This is a genomic window from Kiritimatiellia bacterium, from assembly GCA_026417735.1.
In the GTDB taxonomy this organism is placed as follows: domain Bacteria; phylum Verrucomicrobiota; class Kiritimatiellia; order PWTM01; family PWTM01; genus CAACVY01.
Window position 1 is genome coordinate 125654 of the sequence record JAOACR010000009.1, and the last position, 17642, is coordinate 143295.

At 68.3% G+C, this 17642-nt stretch carries 11 protein-coding genes; 4 read left to right on the forward strand and 7 right to left on the reverse strand.

The features are described 5' to 3' along the window. Nucleotides 1–315: 315 nt before the first annotated feature. From N2652_04210 to N2652_04220, 3 genes are all read left to right on the forward strand, one after another. Nucleotides 316–918 (forward strand): hypothetical protein, encoded by a 603-nt coding sequence (locus N2652_04210; protein ID MCX7818400.1) that lies wholly within the window; start codon nt 316–318, stop codon nt 916–918. A gap of 516 nt (nt 919–1434) precedes the next feature. Beyond that, nucleotides 1435–2112 (forward strand): zinc metallopeptidase, encoded by a 678-nt coding sequence (locus N2652_04215; protein MCX7818401.1) that lies wholly within the window; start codon nt 1435–1437, stop codon nt 2110–2112. Nucleotides 2113–2288: 176 nt separating this feature from the next. Then, nucleotides 2289–4742, forward strand: coding sequence for a response regulator (locus N2652_04220; protein ID MCX7818402.1), 2454 nt, complete (start codon nt 2289–2291; stop codon nt 4740–4742). A 48-nt stretch (nt 4743–4790) separates the two neighbouring features. Here the strand turns inward: N2652_04220 and N2652_04225 are convergent, their stop codons facing one another. From N2652_04225 to N2652_04255, 7 genes are read right to left on the reverse strand one after another with little or no spacing between them, the layout of a single operon-like run. Beyond that, nucleotides 4791–7547 (reverse strand): sulfatase-like hydrolase/transferase, encoded by a 2757-nt coding sequence (locus N2652_04225; GenBank protein MCX7818403.1) that lies wholly within the window; start codon nt 7545–7547, stop codon nt 4791–4793. Beyond that, the gene (locus N2652_04230) at nt 7544–8545 is read right to left on the reverse strand and encodes an ABC transporter permease (protein MCX7818404.1); all 1002 of its coding nucleotides are present in this window, start codon (nt 8543–8545) and stop codon (nt 7544–7546) included. The genes N2652_04225 and N2652_04230 overlap by 4 nt, the downstream gene beginning before the upstream one ends. Continuing rightward, the gene (locus N2652_04235) at nt 8542–10047 is read right to left on the reverse strand and encodes a sugar ABC transporter ATP-binding protein (GenBank protein MCX7818405.1); all 1506 of its coding nucleotides are present in this window, start codon (nt 10045–10047) and stop codon (nt 8542–8544) included. The genes N2652_04230 and N2652_04235 overlap by 4 nt, the downstream gene beginning before the upstream one ends. A 23-nt stretch (nt 10048–10070) precedes the next feature. Continuing rightward, the gene (locus tag N2652_04240; GenBank protein ID MCX7818406.1) at nt 10071–11036 is read right to left on the reverse strand and encodes a sugar ABC transporter substrate-binding protein; all 966 of its coding nucleotides are present in this window, start codon (nt 11034–11036) and stop codon (nt 10071–10073) included. Then, entirely contained in the window at nt 11033–12007 is a 975-nt protein-coding gene (gene rbsK, locus N2652_04245) for a ribokinase (protein MCX7818407.1), read from the reverse strand. Before rbsK ends, N2652_04240 begins: the two co-directional genes overlap by 4 nt. After that, on the reverse strand, nt 12004–13029 hold the full coding sequence (locus N2652_04250) for a nucleoside hydrolase (GenBank protein MCX7818408.1): 1026 nt from the start codon (nt 13027–13029) through the stop codon (nt 12004–12006). The genes rbsK and N2652_04250 overlap by 4 nt, the downstream gene beginning before the upstream one ends. Further along, complete coding sequence (locus N2652_04255) at nt 13026–14045, reverse strand: LacI family transcriptional regulator (GenBank protein ID MCX7818409.1); 1020 nt, start codon at nt 14043–14045, stop codon at nt 13026–13028. The genes N2652_04250 and N2652_04255 overlap by 4 nt, the downstream gene beginning before the upstream one ends. 522 nt (nt 14046–14567) lie before the next feature. Between N2652_04255 and N2652_04260 the strand changes: the two genes are divergently transcribed. Beyond that, entirely contained in the window at nt 14568–17564 is a 2997-nt protein-coding gene (locus N2652_04260) for a DUF5010 C-terminal domain-containing protein (GenBank protein MCX7818410.1), read from the forward strand. The last annotated feature ends 78 nt before the right edge of the window (nt 17565–17642 follow it).

Genomic DNA, 17642 nt, shown 5'->3' on the forward strand with positions numbered 1-17642 from the left:
GCCGGTCGCCCGCGCAGCCGCTCCGGCGTCGCGACCGACGCGTAGCTCTCGGTGGCGCCGTGCTGACCTCCACCGCCCGCACAGAACCCGCTGTTGCCCGGGCTCCGCCTCGCGCCGACCGGCTGTTCGCGCGGACCGCAGGCCCGGACTTGAACGACCGGCTGCAAGCACCCCCGGACCAATAAATCCAACATCTGGGTTCGAGTGGATCCACTCTTTGCTCCGAAGGGCACCTCAACAAATCTTAGAATTGAGATTGACAAGTTAACGGTTTTATCAGACCTTCGCCTCAGAGCATCATAAGTCCGGCGAGCAATGAGTCTTCTCAGCAAAAGAAAGCAGGCCCAGATGAAAGCGAAAGAAGTCACTGCGCTCATCCGCAAAATCTTCTCTGCGAAAACAGCGCTCGCGCGCCATCGCACAGTGGTGGCTCAACTGGAGCGGCAAATTGACGAGTGGAGCCGCCGGATCAACCAACTGCTGGCCGCGGATGTGGGGACGCCAGCTGAAAAAACAGCCGCGGCACCAGTAGCGAGTGTGGGCCGGCGTGATACGACCGTGGCGAAAACGTCGCGGCTGAGCGCAGAAGCGCCGGCGCGAAAGCCGAAGTCCGCGGCCGCGAAAACCTTAGCAGCTCCCGGCAGTCCCGCCACCACGCCGAAGATGCACGCGAAAGCTGCTCGTACTGCAAAAGGGCGCCGCGTGACGATTCGTGAGGCGGTGCTAAAGATCCTGGAGCAGAAAAGCCCGGTGTCCGTGAACGAAATTCGCGAAGGAATCCGAAAACTTGGCGGTGCAACGAAAAGCCTATATGTCGCTCTGTCGCGGATGGCAAAAGACAAGGTGATCGAGTCGGCCGGCCGTGGCCTGTATCGGCTCCCGAATTCATCGAAATCCAGCACCGGCTCCGAGCGTTGAGCCGCCGCAAGGTCTCTGGCTGCGAAGACATATCCCCATTGGCGGGGACGGCGGACAGTGCCAAGCAGCGACCCCGCGATTTTCTCCCCCGCCCCGTTGAGGTCCGCAGACCTTTTGCAACGAGCTTGCCGTTCATCACCGTTCTTCTTCGCAGCCCCTTCAAAGGGTGCCGCAACATCGGCGATCACGTAACTTCACCGTCGAAAAGAGCGAGTGCCTTCCCGTTCCAGACGAGAAATACCGGAGACAGAACGCCATCCCGCGCGGGGGCGCTGGGATCTCGGCAGGGTGCCGCCGTACCTCCGGATCTCCGTGACGGGCGCGTCGGGGCCCCCAGCCCTCCTCGGCTCGCGCTCCATCTGCTCGGGTCTGGCCCCGGCACGGGGCCACACCGCGCAGCTCCGCGCTGCGCCGTTCGCATGTGGCCGCGCCCGCGTCGAGAAAGACCGGCGCGAGCTTCGATGGAATTCGGTCTGATGGTCTGCTAGACTGTGCGTGAGTGCAGGAGCGATTCAAATGATTACCCCCAGTTATTGGTTGTTCATTTTGCCGGCGCTGATCCTCGGCATGTGGGCGACCTGGCGTACCCAGACGACGTTCAACCGGTACGCGCGGGTCCGGGCCCGCAGTGGCCTCACCGGCGCGGAAGCGGCGCGCGCACTGCTCGATGCGGAAGGTCTCCACGACGTTCGCATCGAACGGGTTGGAGGCTTTCTCACCGATCACTACGACCCACGTGAGAACGTGCTGCGCCTCTCGCCCGGCGTGCACGACTCCGCCTCACTCGCCGCCATCGGAATTGCGTGCCACGAGGCCGGCCACGCCCTTCAGAAGGCCGCAGACTACGGTCCCTTGACGATCCGATCCCAGCTCGTGCCGGTGACCCAGATTGGCAGCCATCTGGCGTTCCCGATCATCCTGCTGGGTCTGTTGTTGCATCGGCCCGGCCTGTTTCAGTTCGGATTGTTACTCTTCGCTGCGGTCGTCGCATTCACACTGATCACGCTGCCCGTTGAATGGAATGCAAGCGCACGCGCGAAGCGTCTGATGGTGGAAAGCGGCATCGTTGCGCCGGATGAGCAACCGGCCGCATCGGCAGTCCTCGACGCAGCGTTCCTCACGTACGTCGCAAGCGCCGTTTCCGCAATCATGACGCTGCTCTACTATCTCTCGCTTGGCTCGCGCCGGCGTTGATTCGAACCCGAGGCGTCGTTTGCGGTTCGTTTCTCCAGACTCGACGCCGGAGGGCGGTTTGCCGCCTGCACGCGAGCAGCGCCGGACCTCGCGCCCGGTCGAACGGCAGCGTTGAACAGCTTCGCAAGGGCGGATAGCTTGTTTCTGCCGATGGCCACTTGGAAGATCTCAAGCCCGTGACCGGAAGCCGCCGCGCCACCGTCCGGATTTTCCTCGTCCTGACCGTGCTGGTGATGGTGAGCATTCTGGCGCTTGCGAACCGGATGGTGTGGCCCGCTTTCGAAAACCTGGAGTGTCAGACCGCCCGGCAGCATCTCTTGGATATCACGCGGCTGCTCGACCAGATTCGCGAGGCAGTCGTTGGCGATGCGGTGAATCTGGCCGCACGAACGGCCGGGGCGTGGGCCGCCCCGCAGGCAACATGGTTGGAGCGCTCCACGATGGACGTGGTTGCGCAAGCAGCGGCGGACGGCGGTCTTTTCGAACTGCACTATGCTCCCGGAGCGAGCCGTTGGGGGGCTGAAGATGAGCAGCGTGCGCGGGATGTTGTGCGGGCGGCCGTCGCATCGAATCGCCCGCACGTCGCGCGTTGGCTATCGCGTGAAGGGGGGCTGTGGATTGTCGCCGCCGTCCCCGCCGCAGCACTCTCCGGCGAGGGGCAGCACCACGCGGTTGTGGCCGGTCGCCACCTGAGCGGCCGCCAGCTCGATCAGCTCGTTCCTCGAAGTGACCGTCTGCTGAGGCTCCGGGCACCTCCCGCGCCCTCGCGAAATGTCGCCGAGCGCCCTCCGGCGGAGGCGGACGCGCGTCCCGCCAACGAGGACTGGCTACTCGGCGCGGTGACGATGACGGGACAGGACGGCGAACCCGAGGCGGTGCTGGAGGTGGAAATCAGCCGGACATCGTTTCACTCGATCCGCGCCGCTTTGCGCTACGGCTTCTTCGCGCTGCTGCTGGCTGTGGCGGTCGCCGGCCTCGCCAGCGCGCTGGCGGCGGATCGGGCGATCCGCATCGATCTGGATCGTCATCGCACCGACGAGCGCTTTCGCGCGATCACCGAGTCCGTGCCCGATGCCATCCTCGTTGTCCGGGAAAACCGCATTGTCGCATGGAACCCGGCCGCGCAGCGCATTTTCGGCCGCGAGCGCGGCGAGGTTCTTGGCCGCCCTCTCGCTTTTGCGATCGGCTCCGATGGCGCGAATGTGCTGCGCTGGACCGTCCCCACCGAAACCGGCCACGCGCTCAGCCTGCCCCAGGAGGTCGAACTTGTACGGGCGAACGGGGAGCGGTTTCCGGCGGAGATCACCGGCGGATCCTGGACCACCGACGATGGTCATTTTCACGCGCTCGTGATCCGGGACATTACCGCCCGCAAGGCCATGGAGCAGGAACGGGTGCGGCTGCTCGAGCGTGTTCAGCAAACACAACGGCTGGAGAGCCTCGGCGTGCTGGCCGGAGGCATTGCCCACGACTTCAACAACCTGCTGGCGACCATTCTCGGTCACGCGGAAATGGCGGCGGTCGCAGAAACAGCGGACGATCTCGCGCACTGCCTGGAGGCGGTGCGTACAGCGGGGCAGCGCGCAAGCGACCTGGTCCGCCAGATGCTCACCTATGCCGGCCGTGCGCCCGCATCCAAACGCCGGCTCCGCCTCGGCACCGTTTTCACCGACGCCCGCGGTCTGCTGCTGTCGGCCGTCGGCAACTCGGTGCACCTTGAACTACAGACGGACGACCAACCACCCGACATCATTGCGGACCCCGCGCAGATCGTACAGGCTGCGGTGAACCTGCTGATGAACGCCGCCGAGGCGGTCGCGGGTCGCGAAAACGGCCACATCCGCCTCCGAACCGTCTCCCTCATGGACGGCCCTCACCGTTTCTCCGACGCGATCCTCTCTGGCGAATCGGCCAGCGGCCGGTGGGCCGGCTTCGAGGTCACCGACAATGGTCCCGGCATCCCGGCCGACGTTCGTCTCCGCATCTTCGATCCCTTCTTTACCACGAAGTTTCCGGGCCGCGGGCTCGGACTGCCGGTCGTCGCAGGGATCGTCCGCGCTCATGGCGGCGCTCTGATGCTCTCCTCGGATCCTGGACATGGCACAACCGTGACAGTGATGTTCCCCGCCGCGGAGACGCCAGTGACCGTACCGTCGGGACGTCCAGTCGCCCGCCCCTCCCACCGCACCCGCCCCGGTGGCCGCGTGCTGGTGGTCGACGACGATCCCTTTGTCCGCGATGTCGCTTCCCGCATGCTTCGCCGCCTCGGTGCCGACGTCGAGACCGCGGATGGTGGCCCGGCGGCGCTCGAGCGTTTCAGCCTCGAACCCGAGGCCTACTCTGCGGTATTGCTCGACTGGACAATGCCGGAGATGGACGGCCGTCAGACTCTCCACCGACTGCGCGCGATCCGCGCCGATGTTCCCGTCATCGTGACCAGCGGATTTGACGACGCCGTTCAGGCCGATCGCCTTGGAGAGCTGCAGGTGCAGGGTTTTCTCGCCAAGCCGTTCCAGCTCACCGCTCTCGCCAACCTGCTGACCGTGTGCGGCGTGCTTCAGCCCGTGGCGGCCGGCGAGGCGCATCTACGGCCGGACGACGGCAGTGCGCGAGCATCCGCAGCCAGCTGAGCGAGGGGGCGGCTCCGCCGGCGTAGCTGGCCGGGTTGCGTCCCTTTCTCAACGCCGCGTGCGACGAGGCGGAGCTGCCAGCAGCTCCTCCAGGATCTCCGCAACGCGCGCCGGGGGTGCGCGAAGCCGCACCAGCGCATGCCGGCCAGTGGCCGAATGATGCCAGTGCGTCTGCCCCCTCTCATCCACCACCACCGTCCCGCGTCGCCACACGTCCCACAACTGCGGCTGATCGCCGCGCACCGCATATAGCACTGCCGCCGGATCGTAACTCGGCTGTCCGCTCTCGATCGAGGGACGACCCTTATAATGGCGCAGCTCGAAGGCGCGACGCACCGGATTGGTTGGCGGCGCCCGTTTCAGGACGCTCCCCGTCAAAATTCGGTCGCCGATCTCAAAGCCGTGCCAGACGATCTCGGTCGGCCACTCGGCGGCAACGAACCGCGCCGCCTCGGGATGCGTTGCGATGTTCGTCTCCGCATCGCTGCCCGGCGGAAACTCGCCCCCCATCACCACGAGCTGTTCAACCTTCCGCCGCACCAGCTCCGCTTCCCGGCGCCATAGCTCCGCGAGGTTAGAAAATGCGCCGATGCTACAAATCGTCACGCTGTGATCCGGCTGCGCGGCGAGCACCTCGCGGTACACGTCCAGCGCGTCGGGTGCGCGGTCGTCCGGCCCGATGTCGTTCGGGAACCCATCGCGCAGAGCCGCCGCGTAGGGACTGCGCCGCTGCCGGGCGGTCGGCCCGACCTTGTCGGTGCCGATCGGCAGCCCACCGCGCCCGTACCATGTATTGATCGCATCTACCGCCGCAGCGGAGGCGTTCGCAAGGTCCTTGCGATTGACCAGTACCGCGAGCAGCTCGCACTCGCCGAGGTCAGCCAGCGCGTGCAGCACCGCGAGCGCGGCGGCATCGTCCGCATCGCCGGACATGTCCGTGTCCAGAATGATCCGCCGCGGCGTCGCGCCTCGCCACCACTCTGCGCGCACATAAAAGGCGCCGGCGATCGGCCGGCCCGCCGAATCCTCAAACCATGTCTGCATCCGCGTGCGACCGGCCGGCAGTTCCAGCTCCATCCGAGCCGCGCGATCCTCTTCCCGCACCTCCACCGCCACCTCGCGCTCGCCAACCCGCAGCCGCGCGCGCCGGACCGGCCAGCCCTCGCCACCCTCAAATACGCCGTCGGTCACATTGGTGGCCGGGACACCGTCGGTCAGCGCCAGACTGCTCTCTGGAGGCCAGCGACTGAGCTCGAACCGGTACAGCCCCGATCGTGCAATCTCGATCTCCCAGGCTCCGTTCTTCCGCTCCCCCCGCCGCACTTGCGCCTGCTGGTCGAGGAACACGTCCACCCAATCGCACGAGGTCAGCCACACCGGATTTTCCCGCGGATCCCCGACCACCACCGGTTCGATCTCCGCCGCGCGCGGCCCGAGCGACGCCCACCACTTGTCGAGATGGGCTCGCATGCGGGCGACGACCTCAGGATGCTGCCGGATGACGTTCGTCTGCTGCAACGGGTCGGCCCGCAGGTCGTAGAGCTCGCGGTCCTCGATCAGCCGCCAGCTGCGCCATAGCACCAGGGCGCCTTCGCGCCGCGGCAACGACCGCGCGTCCACTTGCGGTTCATTCGCGCCGGTCGGCATCCGACTGTAGTTGATCACCAGCATGCGATCCTCGGGCGGCACGGCCGCTTCGCCCCGGAGGACCGGAGCCAGGCTCACACCATCGAACCGCCCGGCCCCCAGCGGCGGCACCCCACACAGCTCCAGCAGCGTCGGCACCAGGTCCTGCGCCTGCGTGAGCCCCGGCACGTCACCCGGCGGCCGCAAACGGCCGCCTGGCCACCGCACAAAGCACGGCACGCGGTGACCGCCCTCCCAGAGGGTCGTTTTGCCACCACGCATGCCAGCGTTGTAGTAGCGCGGGCCGAAGGTGCTGCCGTTGTCGGTCAAAAACACCAGGATCGTACGGTGCGCCAGCTCGTGTTCGTGCAGAAATGCATCCAGCCGGCCGATGCATTCATCCACGCACTCAATCATCGCCAGGTAGCGCTCCAGCTCCTCGCGGAACGGTGCGGCGGCCAGATCGGGCCGCGCGGCGACCAGCGCGCGAGCGACCGCGTCCCGCCGGTCCGCCGGCACAAAGTGCGGCCAGTGCGGCGCCGCCGTCGCGATGTACGCAAAAAAGGGCCGGCCGCTTCCGGCCGCGACTCGCATCCATTCGATCGCTTCCCGGAAGGTCACCTCGGTCGTGTAACCGTCCACCTGCACGCGCCGACCGTCGCGAACCAGCACATCGTCGAAGTAGTCGTTCGCCCAGGCGTCGGGCACGGAACCGATGTGGGACGATGGAAACCATAACGCCGTCTCGAACCCCCGGTCCTCCGGACGGCACGGCACCGAGTCGCCGAGATGCCACTTGCCGAAGAGGCCGGTCGAATACCCCGCCGCGCGCAGGTGATCCGCGAGGGTCGGAATGCCACGCCGCAGCCGCGTGCGGCCGCTGGAGACGTTCATCGCACCATTCCGAAACGCGTCCAGCCCCGTCAACAGCTGGCCGCGGGTCGGCGTGCACATCGGCGCCACGTGAAAGTCGGTGAGGCGTATGCTCTGCTCTCGAAGCCGGTCCAGATGCGGCGTTCTCAAAATCGGATTGCCGTGCGCGGAGAGCTCCCCGTAGCCTTGATCGTCTGTGATCACCATCACAATGTTCGGCCGCTCCGCGAGGCCGGGGGCTGTGATCGCGGCCAGGGAAACCAGCGCGCCGGCGGCCGAGTTCCGCCATCGTCGTTCAGAGCTCATGCAATGTTCCCCCGCGACGCGCGCCTTGCACCCCGCAGCTCCGGCCAGCGCCTCCGCAGCGCGTCGGTCAGCACCGCCGCGACAATCACCACACCGGTAATCACCCGTTTCGTCGGTTCCGAGGCCCCCACCTGCGCCAGCCCCGTCTGCAGCACGGCGATGATCAGCACGCCGAGCAGCGTGTTCACGACCGACCCACGCCCTCCCATCAGGCTTGTGCCGCCGATCACGACCGCCGCAATCGCGGCCAGTTCCATCCCCACCCCCGAGTTCGGGTCCGCAGAGGCCAGCCGCGAGGTCTGCATCACCCCCGCCAGCCCGCTCAGCAGACCCGACAACGCGAACACCGCGATCCGCGGCGGCCGCGGATCAATGCCGGACAAGCGCACTGCGGTCTCGTTTGTGCCGATCGCCACCAGATGCCGGCCGAATACCGTCCGGGAGAGCGCAAACTGTCCGACCGTCACCAGCGCCAGCGCCAGCAACACCGCCGGCGAAATCCACCCCCCACCCAGCGGCGCGCCCAGCCCCTCGATCGCGCGGCCGATGTACTGGGTCTGTGAATCGGTCACCAGATAGGCGGCGCCGCGAGCGATTTCCAACATGCCGAGCGTCACGATGAACGACGGAATGCCCGCCCCGACCGACACCGCCCCATTGACCATTCCCCCGGCCAACCCCACCATGACCGCCAGCGCCGCCGCCGGCGCCGCCGGCCAGCCCCATCGCGCCATCGCAACGCCCAGCACCGACGCACATAGCGCCATCATCGAGCCCACCGAGAGATCAATCCCCCCCGTCACCAGCACCAGGGTCATCCCCACCGAAATCACGACGAGGTCCGGCACCTGGTTCGCGATCGTTACAAAAGTGCGGGGGTTCAAAAAACGCGGGCTCGCGATCGCGAACAACCCCACCATCAGCACCAGCACGCCCAGCAATCCCGCCAGGTCGGCGACGCGCGGGCGGGAGTCCAGGGACCGCGCCGCACCATTCATTGCACTTCTCCCCCATCCGGTGCGGTCGGTTCCTCCGGCCGGCCGAACGCCGCGCGCAGAATCCGCTCGGCAGTCCATTCACCCCGCTCGAAAACGCGCACCACCCGTCCCTGCCACATCACCGCGATCCGGTCACACAGCGCCATCAGCTCCTCCGTTTCGCTGGACACCACCACACAGGCGCGGCCGGCCCGCGCCAGCGAGTCCAGCGCCGCCCGGATCGCCGCTTTTGCGGCGACGTCCACGCCCCGCGTCGGCTCGTCGAAGAGGTAGATCTCCGCCTCGCGCAGCAGCCACCGCCCAATCAGCGTTTTCTGCTGGTTGCCGCCGCTCAGCTCCACCACCGGCTGATCCAGATCACGACACCTCACCTCCAGCCGCTCCGCCACCTTCGCCGACGCGACACGCTCCGCACCACAATCCAGCCGCCCCCCCGTACCGCGGAATTTGTCTAGCGAGGCGAGCGAGAGGTTCTCGACGAGCGGGCGCGATAGCAACAGCCCCTGCGTCTTGCGGTCCTCCGGCACCATCGCGAGTCCGGCGGCGACCGCCTCCCTGGGGGAGCGGAAGCGGCGCGGCGGCCCCTCCCCCACCTGCACCGTCCCCTCCGACGGCACATCCGCACCGTAGATCGCGCGCAGCAGCTCCGTCCGTCCCGCGCCCACCAGCCCCGCAATGCCCAAAATCTCCCCCGCCCGCACCTCCAGGTTCACGCCCCGCACGCCGGGTTCGCGTCGCAGCCCCCGCACGCGCAACCGTACCGCGCCCGGCCGCCTCGGCACCTGGGGCGCAGTCTCCACTTCCCCCCCCGCCATCAGCCGGACCGCCTCCTCCGCAGTCAGTTCGGCGGCCTTTCGCGTCGCCACAACGCGGCCATCCCGCAGCACCAGCACGCGGTCCGCAATCCTCCGGATCTCGTCCATCCGATGGCTGATGTAGAGAATCGAAACGCCGTCCGCTTTCAGCCGCGCGATGTGGCCGAACAGCCGCTCCACCTGCGGGGCCGTCAGCGCAGCGGTCGGCTCGTCCAGAATCAGCAGCCGGCACGAGCGCGCGAGTGCCGCAGCGATCACCACCTGCTGTCGTGTGCCGATACCGAGATCGCCCACGAGAGTCCGCGGATCCAGCTCGGCGAGGTCCACCCGCTCCAGCGCCGCGCGTGCGGCACGCTGCAGTTCCGCCCGCGCAACCATGCCGCCACGGGACGGCAGCCGGCCCAGAAAGAGGTTTTCCGCAACCGACAGGGTGTCGATCAGATTGAGCTCCTGCAGCACGATGTGCACCCCCGCCGCCTCCGCATCCGCTTTCCGCGCCGGCGCGTAGGTCTGACCGTCCAGTTCCATCCGGCCCGCATCGGGCCTCACCAATCCCGCGACGATGCCGGCGAGCGTGCTCTTGCCCGCGCCGTTGGCACCCACCAGCGCCACCACCTCGCCGGCACCGCACTCCAGCTCAACCTCCCGCAGCACCGGCACGGCGTAGCTCTTCGTGAGCCCCCGCACCCGCAATCTCGGCGGCCCGCCCGTCACCGGCCCACGTTCTCCGCAGTGATCAGGTCCACCGGCGTCTCCAGATCGCCCGGCACCGACTCGCCGCGCAGAATTTTCAGCGCGTGTTCGATGCCGAACACCGCCAGTTGATCCGCGTGCTGGTCGGCGGTGGCGACAATCTCGCCCGCGCGGATCGCCTGGCGCACCGCCGCAATGTTGTCGAACCCCGCAATGAGCACCTCGCCCACCCGGCCGGCCGCGCGCACCGCCGCCAAGGCCCCCAGCGCCATGTTGTCGTTCGCGGCCAAAATCGCCTTCGCGTCCGGATGGGTCGTCAGCATCGCCGCCGCAATCCGGTTGGCGATGTTCATCTCCCACTCCGCGGACTGCGAGTCCGCGATCTGGAGATTCGCCGCCCGGATCGCGTCCTCGAATCCCAGCCGCCGCTGCTGACCGTTGAACGAGGTCCGGATGCCCTCCAGGATCAGCACCTTGTCGCCAGGACGTAGCCGCGCGGCGACGACCTCCGCGACGCGCCGCGCGCCCGCGCGGTTGTCCGGCCCGACAAACGGAATCTTCGCCCCGACCGACGCGCACACCTCCGCGTCGAGCCGGTTGTCAATGTTCACCACCACCACGCCCCGGTCCTGCGCACGTTTCAACACCGGTACCAGCGCCTTCGAGTCCGCCGGCGCGATCACAATCGCATCCACGCGCTGCGCGACCATCTCCTCCACCAGCGCGGCCTGGCGCTGCAGATCGCGCTCGTCTTTGATGCCGTTGATCAGCAGCTCGTAGTCGTTCGCGCGCGCCTGCTGGTGTGCCCGCGCCCCCTCCGCCATCGTCGCGAAGAACTCGTTCGCGAGCGACTTCATGATCAGTGCCACCCGGGGGCGCCCGCCCCCTCCCGCCGGGCCGGCCTCCTGCCGCGAACAGCCGGAGGCGACCGCCATGGCGACGGCGGCGCAGCAGCCAACCCACGTTCCAGGCCGGATCGTCATCTCTGCTCCTCCCCGACCGGACGGCGCGCGCCGCCGGTCGAATGCAACAGTTTCTCCACCTCGTCGAGCGTCGGCAGGGAGGGCTGAGCGCCGGGTCTCGTTGCGGCCAGCGCGCCGGCCGCCGACGCAAACCGTACCGCCTCCGGCGCGCTGCAGCCGCGGCAGAGCGCCACCGTCAACGCGGCAGCGAACGCATCGCCCGCCGCAGTCGCGTCGACCGCCTCGACCGGAAACGCCGGCACATGCCAGACCGTACCGTCCCGTTCGCCGGCCATCGCGCCACGCTCGCCGAGCGTCACCACCGCCAGCGCCGCCCCTGCCGCCAGCAATCGGCGCACCTGCTCCCGCGCGTCGTCCAGCGAGCGCGCCTCCACGCCGGTCAGCGCCAGCGCCTCGAACTCGTTCGGGCAGATCGCATCCACCCGCGCCAGTTCCGCCGGCAGCGGGGCCGTCGGCGCCGGCGCGGGATTCAACACGCAGCGCACTCCGTGGCGCCGGGCGAGCCGAGCGGCCACGACCGCCGCCGCCAGCGGAATTTCCAGCTGCAGCAACACGGCCGACGCCCCTCGGATCGCGGGCTCCGCTTTTGCGACGTCCCCCTCCGAAACCTCCGCGTTAGCTCCCGGAGCCACCACGATCTGGTTCTGGCCACCACGCTCGACCGCGATCAGCGCCACACCCGTCTTCGCCGTCGGGCTGACGCGGACCCCCTCGCTGTCGACGCCGGCCGCGCGAAGCGACTCGAGCAGCTCACGGCCGAACGCGTCCGCCCCCACACACCCGACGAACCGCACTTCGGCCCCCAGCCGAGCGGCGGCGACCGCCTGGTTCGCCCCCTTGCCGCCCGGCGCCTGCGCGAAGGCCGCACCCGCGACGGTCTCGCCGGGCCCCGGCAAACGCGGAACTGAAGCAATCAGGTCCATGTTCGCAGACCCCACCACGACGAGGCGCGGTCGCCGTCGTTCGCTCATTTCATCTCTCCGGGTGGCAGGCTCGCCGGCGGCTGGCTGGCCAGCAGCACCAGCGCCTCGGTCACCCGCGCAACCTGCTCCGGGCGCAGCACCAGGTACCGATGGCGACCGTCGGGCGAGGGCTCGAACCGCGTCAGCCCGTTGTCTTCCACCACCACCCGTCCGGGCTCCGACAACTCGAAGTAGCCGCGGTCCGGCCGCACCGCGTACAGCGCGGAGGTCAGATCCCACGTCGGCCGGTTGTGCGGCGGCGGCTGGTAGAGCACGTACGCTTCGGCGAGCGGATGATGCGCGACGTAGCGGTAGTCCCGCTCAATACTCGACGCCGGGTACGGCAACGCGATCCCGATCTCGAAACCGCTCCACACCACCGGCGTCGGCCATTGCGCGGCCACGATCTGTGCGGCCGGAATGTCCTTGACCACGTTGTACTCGTGATGCGACCGGCCATTGATCAACTGGAACGCGCCGGCCATGATCGACAGCAGGCGCGCCTTCCGCGCAACCAGCTCGAGGCCGGAAAGTGGCGAGATGTCGTCCGGCGGACTGGTGAGCAGCCGGGCCAGATTCGAGGAAAACCCGACCTGCACAAACACCACCGAGCCGTCCGGCTGGTCCCGCAGCAGCCGGCGGAGCAAGACCGTCGCCTCGGGGGCGGTCTCTCCCCGCACGTCGTGCGCGTACCGCAGCCGGCCGTTGTCGCGCACGTTCGCGAGCTGCAAAAACTTGCCGGGTGCCGGCTCCGCGCCGCCGCGGACGACCCCGATCGGAATTTCGCCGCGGCCATAGAACGTGTTCACCGCGTCCGCGAACGCCGCGGCGAGCGGATTGTCCTTCGTGATCGTGACCGCCAGCAGCCGGCATTCGCCGCGCGACTGCAGCGCGTGCAGCAGACCGAGCGCCAACACATCGTCCACGTCGTTGCCGATGTCGGTGTCCAACACCACCGGCACCGGATCGGCGCCGGCGGCTGCTGCGATCGCCAGCAGCGCCGCAACGGTTCGCGCATGTGGTTTCCTCATGGTGTTCTCTCCGCGACAGAGCGGCGGACGATCAGCCGGGTCGGCAGCCGGCACCCACCGGCGGCCGTCGCTCCCGCACGCCCCGCAATTCGATCGAGCAGCAAACGCGCAGCCCGGCGCCCGATTTCCGCAACCGGCTGCGCAATCACGCTCAGCGGCGGCTCAAGCAATGGGGCGTAGGGATGGTCATCGAACGCAAGCAGCGAAACCTGCTCCGGCACCTTCACGCCCCGCGACTTCAGCACCTGCAGCGCGCCCGCCGCCGCGACGCAGCTGAACGCGAAAATCGCGGTGACCTCCGGGTGATGCCGTAGAACCGCCCTCGCAGCCGCACGCCCCGCGGCCACGGTGAACGCGCCGCCCAGCCGCACCGGCTCCGGCGCTTCCCCGCGGCCCAGTCGCCGCCATGCGTCCCAAAAACCCGCCCAGCGCTCGAAGGTGGGCGAGGTTCCGCGCAGCCCCTCAATCACCGCCACATGCCGGTGCCCCGCCGCCCATAGATGCTCCGCCGCCAGCCGACCGCCGCCCACATTGTCCGCCGCGACCAGTGGCAACGGAGGGTGCCCCGCGACACGGTCCGCGGTCACCACCGGTAACCCTTGGTGGGCGGCGGCGACCAGATGCGCGCCATCGCGACCCACCGGACACACCAGCAGTCCGTCCACCCGGCGTTGCCGCAGCGTCTCCACCGCCTCCACTTCCGCGGCGGTGCGTTCGCGGCTGTCCGCGATCAGCACCACGTAGCCCGCCGCCCGCGCCACCGATTCCACCGCCGCCGCAATTTCGGCGAAAAACGGATTCGCGAGACTCGGCACGATCAGGCCAATGGTCTGGGTGCGACGCAGTCGCAGCGCGCGCGCCGCCGGATCCGGCACATACCTCAGCCGCCGGGCCGCCGCTCGCACCGCCCGTACCGTGCGCGCGCTGATCCGGTAACGCGGTCCGAGGCCATTCAGCGCGCGGGAAACCGTCGCGACGGTCACTCCAAGTTCGCGCGCAAGGTCCCGAAGCGTCACCCGTCTCTGCGCTCTCGTCCTCCCGCTCGCTGGCTTGTCCGTTGGCATGCGCAAACGTTTGTGCGAACCATAGGCGATTCGGACCGTCAGGTCAACCCCGGCAGTGAAACGTGAGCGTTCGCCGCCGGTGCACTTGCGGCCGCGCCGCAGCGTCCGCGAGCAGGGCCGGCCCAACCCACCTGACCGCGATGACCGATCCACATCAGCAAGACTGAGCACCTCCCGCGATCGCGCCGCACTCCCGTGGCCCCAGTTGCGGACGCCCCCGCACATCGAGCGGCGTCAACGTCCAACCGTTGGAACGATCCGCGTCGCCGCGTTCCAAGCATTGGAGGCGCCCGCCGCGCAGCCGCGCCGTCGCAACCTCCAGTGACCTCCCCACCACCGCGTCGCGGCCGTACAGTTCGGCGGATCTTTCAGCCGTCCACCCCACACCGCGTGCCGGTCCCTTCAGCTAGGCACCCCACCCCTGCCCGAACGGATTTTCGAGTCGTCTGCTGCAAGCTATCATGTCAACATACGATGTCGGAGATTTGGACCAGACCTGCCCGGCTCGTCGGCATTTGTGCGGCAGCGCTCAGTTCAGCCGCCGGCGTGATCCAGCCGCCAATCATCCCGTACGGCATGGGCGAAGGCGATTTCGGCACCAACGGCGTCGGCCAGACCCGCGGCGTGGTGCCGAACCCGCTGGCCGGCGATTTCCGGTGGGGATGGCAAGACCCCTACCCGGGGGGCACCCCGGCGGGCGGATGGTTCCCGGCACGGGGCCTGCCGGACGGGCGGGTGTTCCGCGATGAGTACAAGCGCTTCGTCTGGCGCGCGCTGGAGCGGGTCCCGGGTGTCTACGATTTCAGTCTGATCGAGCAGCATCTTCAGCAGGCGGCAAACGCCGGACGGCGCTTCGCGTTCCGCGTGATGATCCTCAGCGAGTACGAGGGCGACGTGGACAACGACGGACAGCCCGACGGTAAGCTCGGTGCGCCCAGCTACATCGAAAGCGCCGGCCTGGGACGGCGCATGCCCTCCACCAAGCCGGAGTGCGACGGCATCTTTGTGCCCCACTGGAACGATCCCGCCTTCCTCGCCCACGTCGAAGCGCTCGTGCGGGCGCTCGGCACGCGGTTCGACGGTGACCCCCGCTTGGCGTATGTGGACATTGGCATCTACGGTCATTGGGGCGAGTGGCACATGAGCGGCCTCGGCTTCGCGACTCTTCCTGCCGCGCTCAATGCGACGCCGGAAACGCGGGCCCGCCTTGTCGACATCTTCGCCGCGGCGTTTCCCACCACCCGCCTGCTCATGATCCCCGACACCGACGGCGATTTCCCCGATCGCAGCGGCACCGGATTCGTCTACGCGATGGAGCGACACCCCCGCATCGGCGTGCGGAAAGACAACCTCGGCAACATCTGGTTCGAGCAGGAGGTCGGCGACTGGTTCGCGAACATTCGTGATGCGTTCCACGAACGCTGGACGACCGCGCCGCTCGTCACCGAGTTCTTCGGTGGCGAGGACGATGCCGCGCTCGCGCGCGCGGAGTCACAGGTCATCCGCTACCACGTTTCGATGGTGGCCGCCAACCAATGGCTGGAGAGCACCCAACGCATCGAAATCGGAAAGGCCGCCGGTTTCCGATTCCAGCTGAACCGCGCGGAGTGGCCCGCGGTGGTGCCGGCCGGCCACCGTTTTCAAATCGTTTCGCGGTGGTCCAATGTCGGAGTCGCGCCGGCCTACGAGCGCTGGGCGCCGACCTGGGAACTCTACGACGCGAACAGCCAGCGGGTCTGGTCGGCGCGCTCGCGACTTGATCTTCGCCGTCTGCTGCCGACAACGATCGGCGCGGACGACGACGTCAACACCGAAGAGACGGAGGCGCAGGGCTCCAATGCGCCCGTCGTGGTCATTGACGAGCTCGCCGTTCCGTCAAACCTGCCGCCCGGCACCTACACGCTCCGCCTGCACGTTCCGCTGATCGCCACGGACGGTCAGCCGCATCCCTACCTGCCGCCCCTGGCGCTTGCGACGCAGGGCCGCGATGCGCAAGGGCGCTATCCCCTCGGCTCGCTGACGGTCTCCGCACCTGCGGTGTCCGCGCCGACGGTGTCGCTCACGCCGCCCTCCGTTGCGCCGCGTGTTGGCGTCCAGAGCCAGCTGTCGGCCAGCACCGAGCCGGCCGCCGTCACCCGTGTCGAGTTGCTCGTCAACGGCGAGGTCGTCTCGACCGACACTCTTGCGCCCTATGTCTTCTCGTGGACGCCCGCGACCGCCGGCGGCGCGGTCCTGGTCGCCCGCGCGACGGACGCCAACGGCAGCGTCAGCGTCTCCCCGCCGCTCGCGCTGGAAGTCGGCCCTTCGCCGAACCGTCCGCCCACGGCCACGCTCTCCACCCTACCGCCCACGCCTCCCTCCGCGCCGGCCACACTCACCGTCGTCGCCAGCGACCTCGCCGACCCCGACGGCGATGCGATTGTCCGCGTCGAGTTCTATCGCGGGCGGCAACGGCTGGGCCAGAGCACCGCCCCCCCACATCAACTCACCACGACGCTCGGCGCCGGCACTCACACGCTGATCGCGAAGGTCTTCGACGAGCACGGCGCGGTCGGGTGGGCGTTTCGCACCGTGGAGGTGGTCAACCCACCGAAAGGGCCGTACGGCGGAACGGCTCGCCAGATTACCCAGCGCATCGAGCTGGAGGACTACGACCTGGGCGGCGAGGGCATCAGCTGGTGGGACTCAACACCAGCGAACGAGGGCGGCGCCTATCGCAACGACAGCGTGGACATTCAGCCGACAAACGACGAGGGAGGGGGATTCCACATCGCGTGGGTCAATGAGGGCGAATGGCTGGAATTCACCGTGGACGTGCGCGAGAGCAACGAGTATCACCTCCGGCTGCGGCTGGCCTCACCCCCCAACGTGGCCAACCCAGTGGTCTCGGTTGCGGTGGACGGGCAGTCGGCGTGGCCCGCACAGGTGCTTCCGAAGACCGGCCGGTGGGACTGGGACTTTGAAAACTGGCAGACCTGGCAGAGTCCCCAGGCCGTCCGTCTGGCGAAGGGGCGTCATGTGCTGCGCATCACGTTTGGCGCAGGGATGGCGAACTACAACTGGATCAGCTTTATCGCCGCGCGGCCGCAAACCAGCGCGGAACGTTTCGCAGATTGGGCGTTCGACTTCGGCTTGCAGGACGAGCGCGCGCATCCCAGCGCGGATCCCGATCAGGACACTCTCCCCAACCTATTGGAGTACGCGTTCGGCACGCCGCCCAATCAAGCCGGTCCGTACCCGCCGCTGCGGTGTTCTGTCGCGGCCGACCGGTTGCGGCTTTCATTCACCCCCCACGAAATCGAAGGATTGAAGTACTGGGTGGAAGCCTCTCACGACCTCCGCACGTGGCTGCCCGGCGTGGACATCTCCGCGCTGTTGGTCCGGGGCCAGCCCCACACGTACGTAGACACCGCCGACCTGCGTGCTGTACCCCGCCGGTTCTTGCGTCTGCGGGTGGACATGTTGCCCTGAAGGTCATCCGACTGCCGCCGCTGCGCCGTGTCCGCGGCTCCCGGTCTCCTCCTGCCCCGCGATGCGCAAGAAGCGGCC

Excerpts from the sequence above, each read along its gene's own strand:
- N2652_04240 (MCX7818406.1), bottom strand. The coding sequence starts at position 11,036 with ATGACGATCCGGCCTGGAACGTGGGTTGGCTGCTGCGCCGCCGTCGCC.
- N2652_04250 (MCX7818408.1), bottom strand. The coding sequence starts at position 13,029 with ATGAGGAAACCACATGCGCGAACCGTTGCGGCGCTGCTGGCGATCGCA.
- N2652_04225 (MCX7818403.1), bottom strand. The coding sequence starts at position 7,547 with ATGAGCTCTGAACGACGATGGCGGAACTCGGCCGCCGGCGCGCTGGTT.
- N2652_04210 (MCX7818400.1), top strand. The coding sequence starts at position 316 with ATGAGTCTTCTCAGCAAAAGAAAGCAGGCCCAGATGAAAGCGAAAGAA.
- rbsK (MCX7818407.1), bottom strand. The coding sequence starts at position 12,007 with ATGAGCGAACGACGGCGACCGCGCCTCGTCGTGGTGGGGTCTGCGAAC.
- N2652_04230 (MCX7818404.1), bottom strand. The coding sequence starts at position 8,545 with ATGAATGGTGCGGCGCGGTCCCTGGACTCCCGCCCGCGCGTCGCCGAC.
- N2652_04260 (MCX7818410.1), top strand. The coding sequence starts at position 14,568 with ATGTCGGAGATTTGGACCAGACCTGCCCGGCTCGTCGGCATTTGTGCG.
- N2652_04215 (MCX7818401.1), top strand. The coding sequence starts at position 1,435 with ATGATTACCCCCAGTTATTGGTTGTTCATTTTGCCGGCGCTGATCCTC.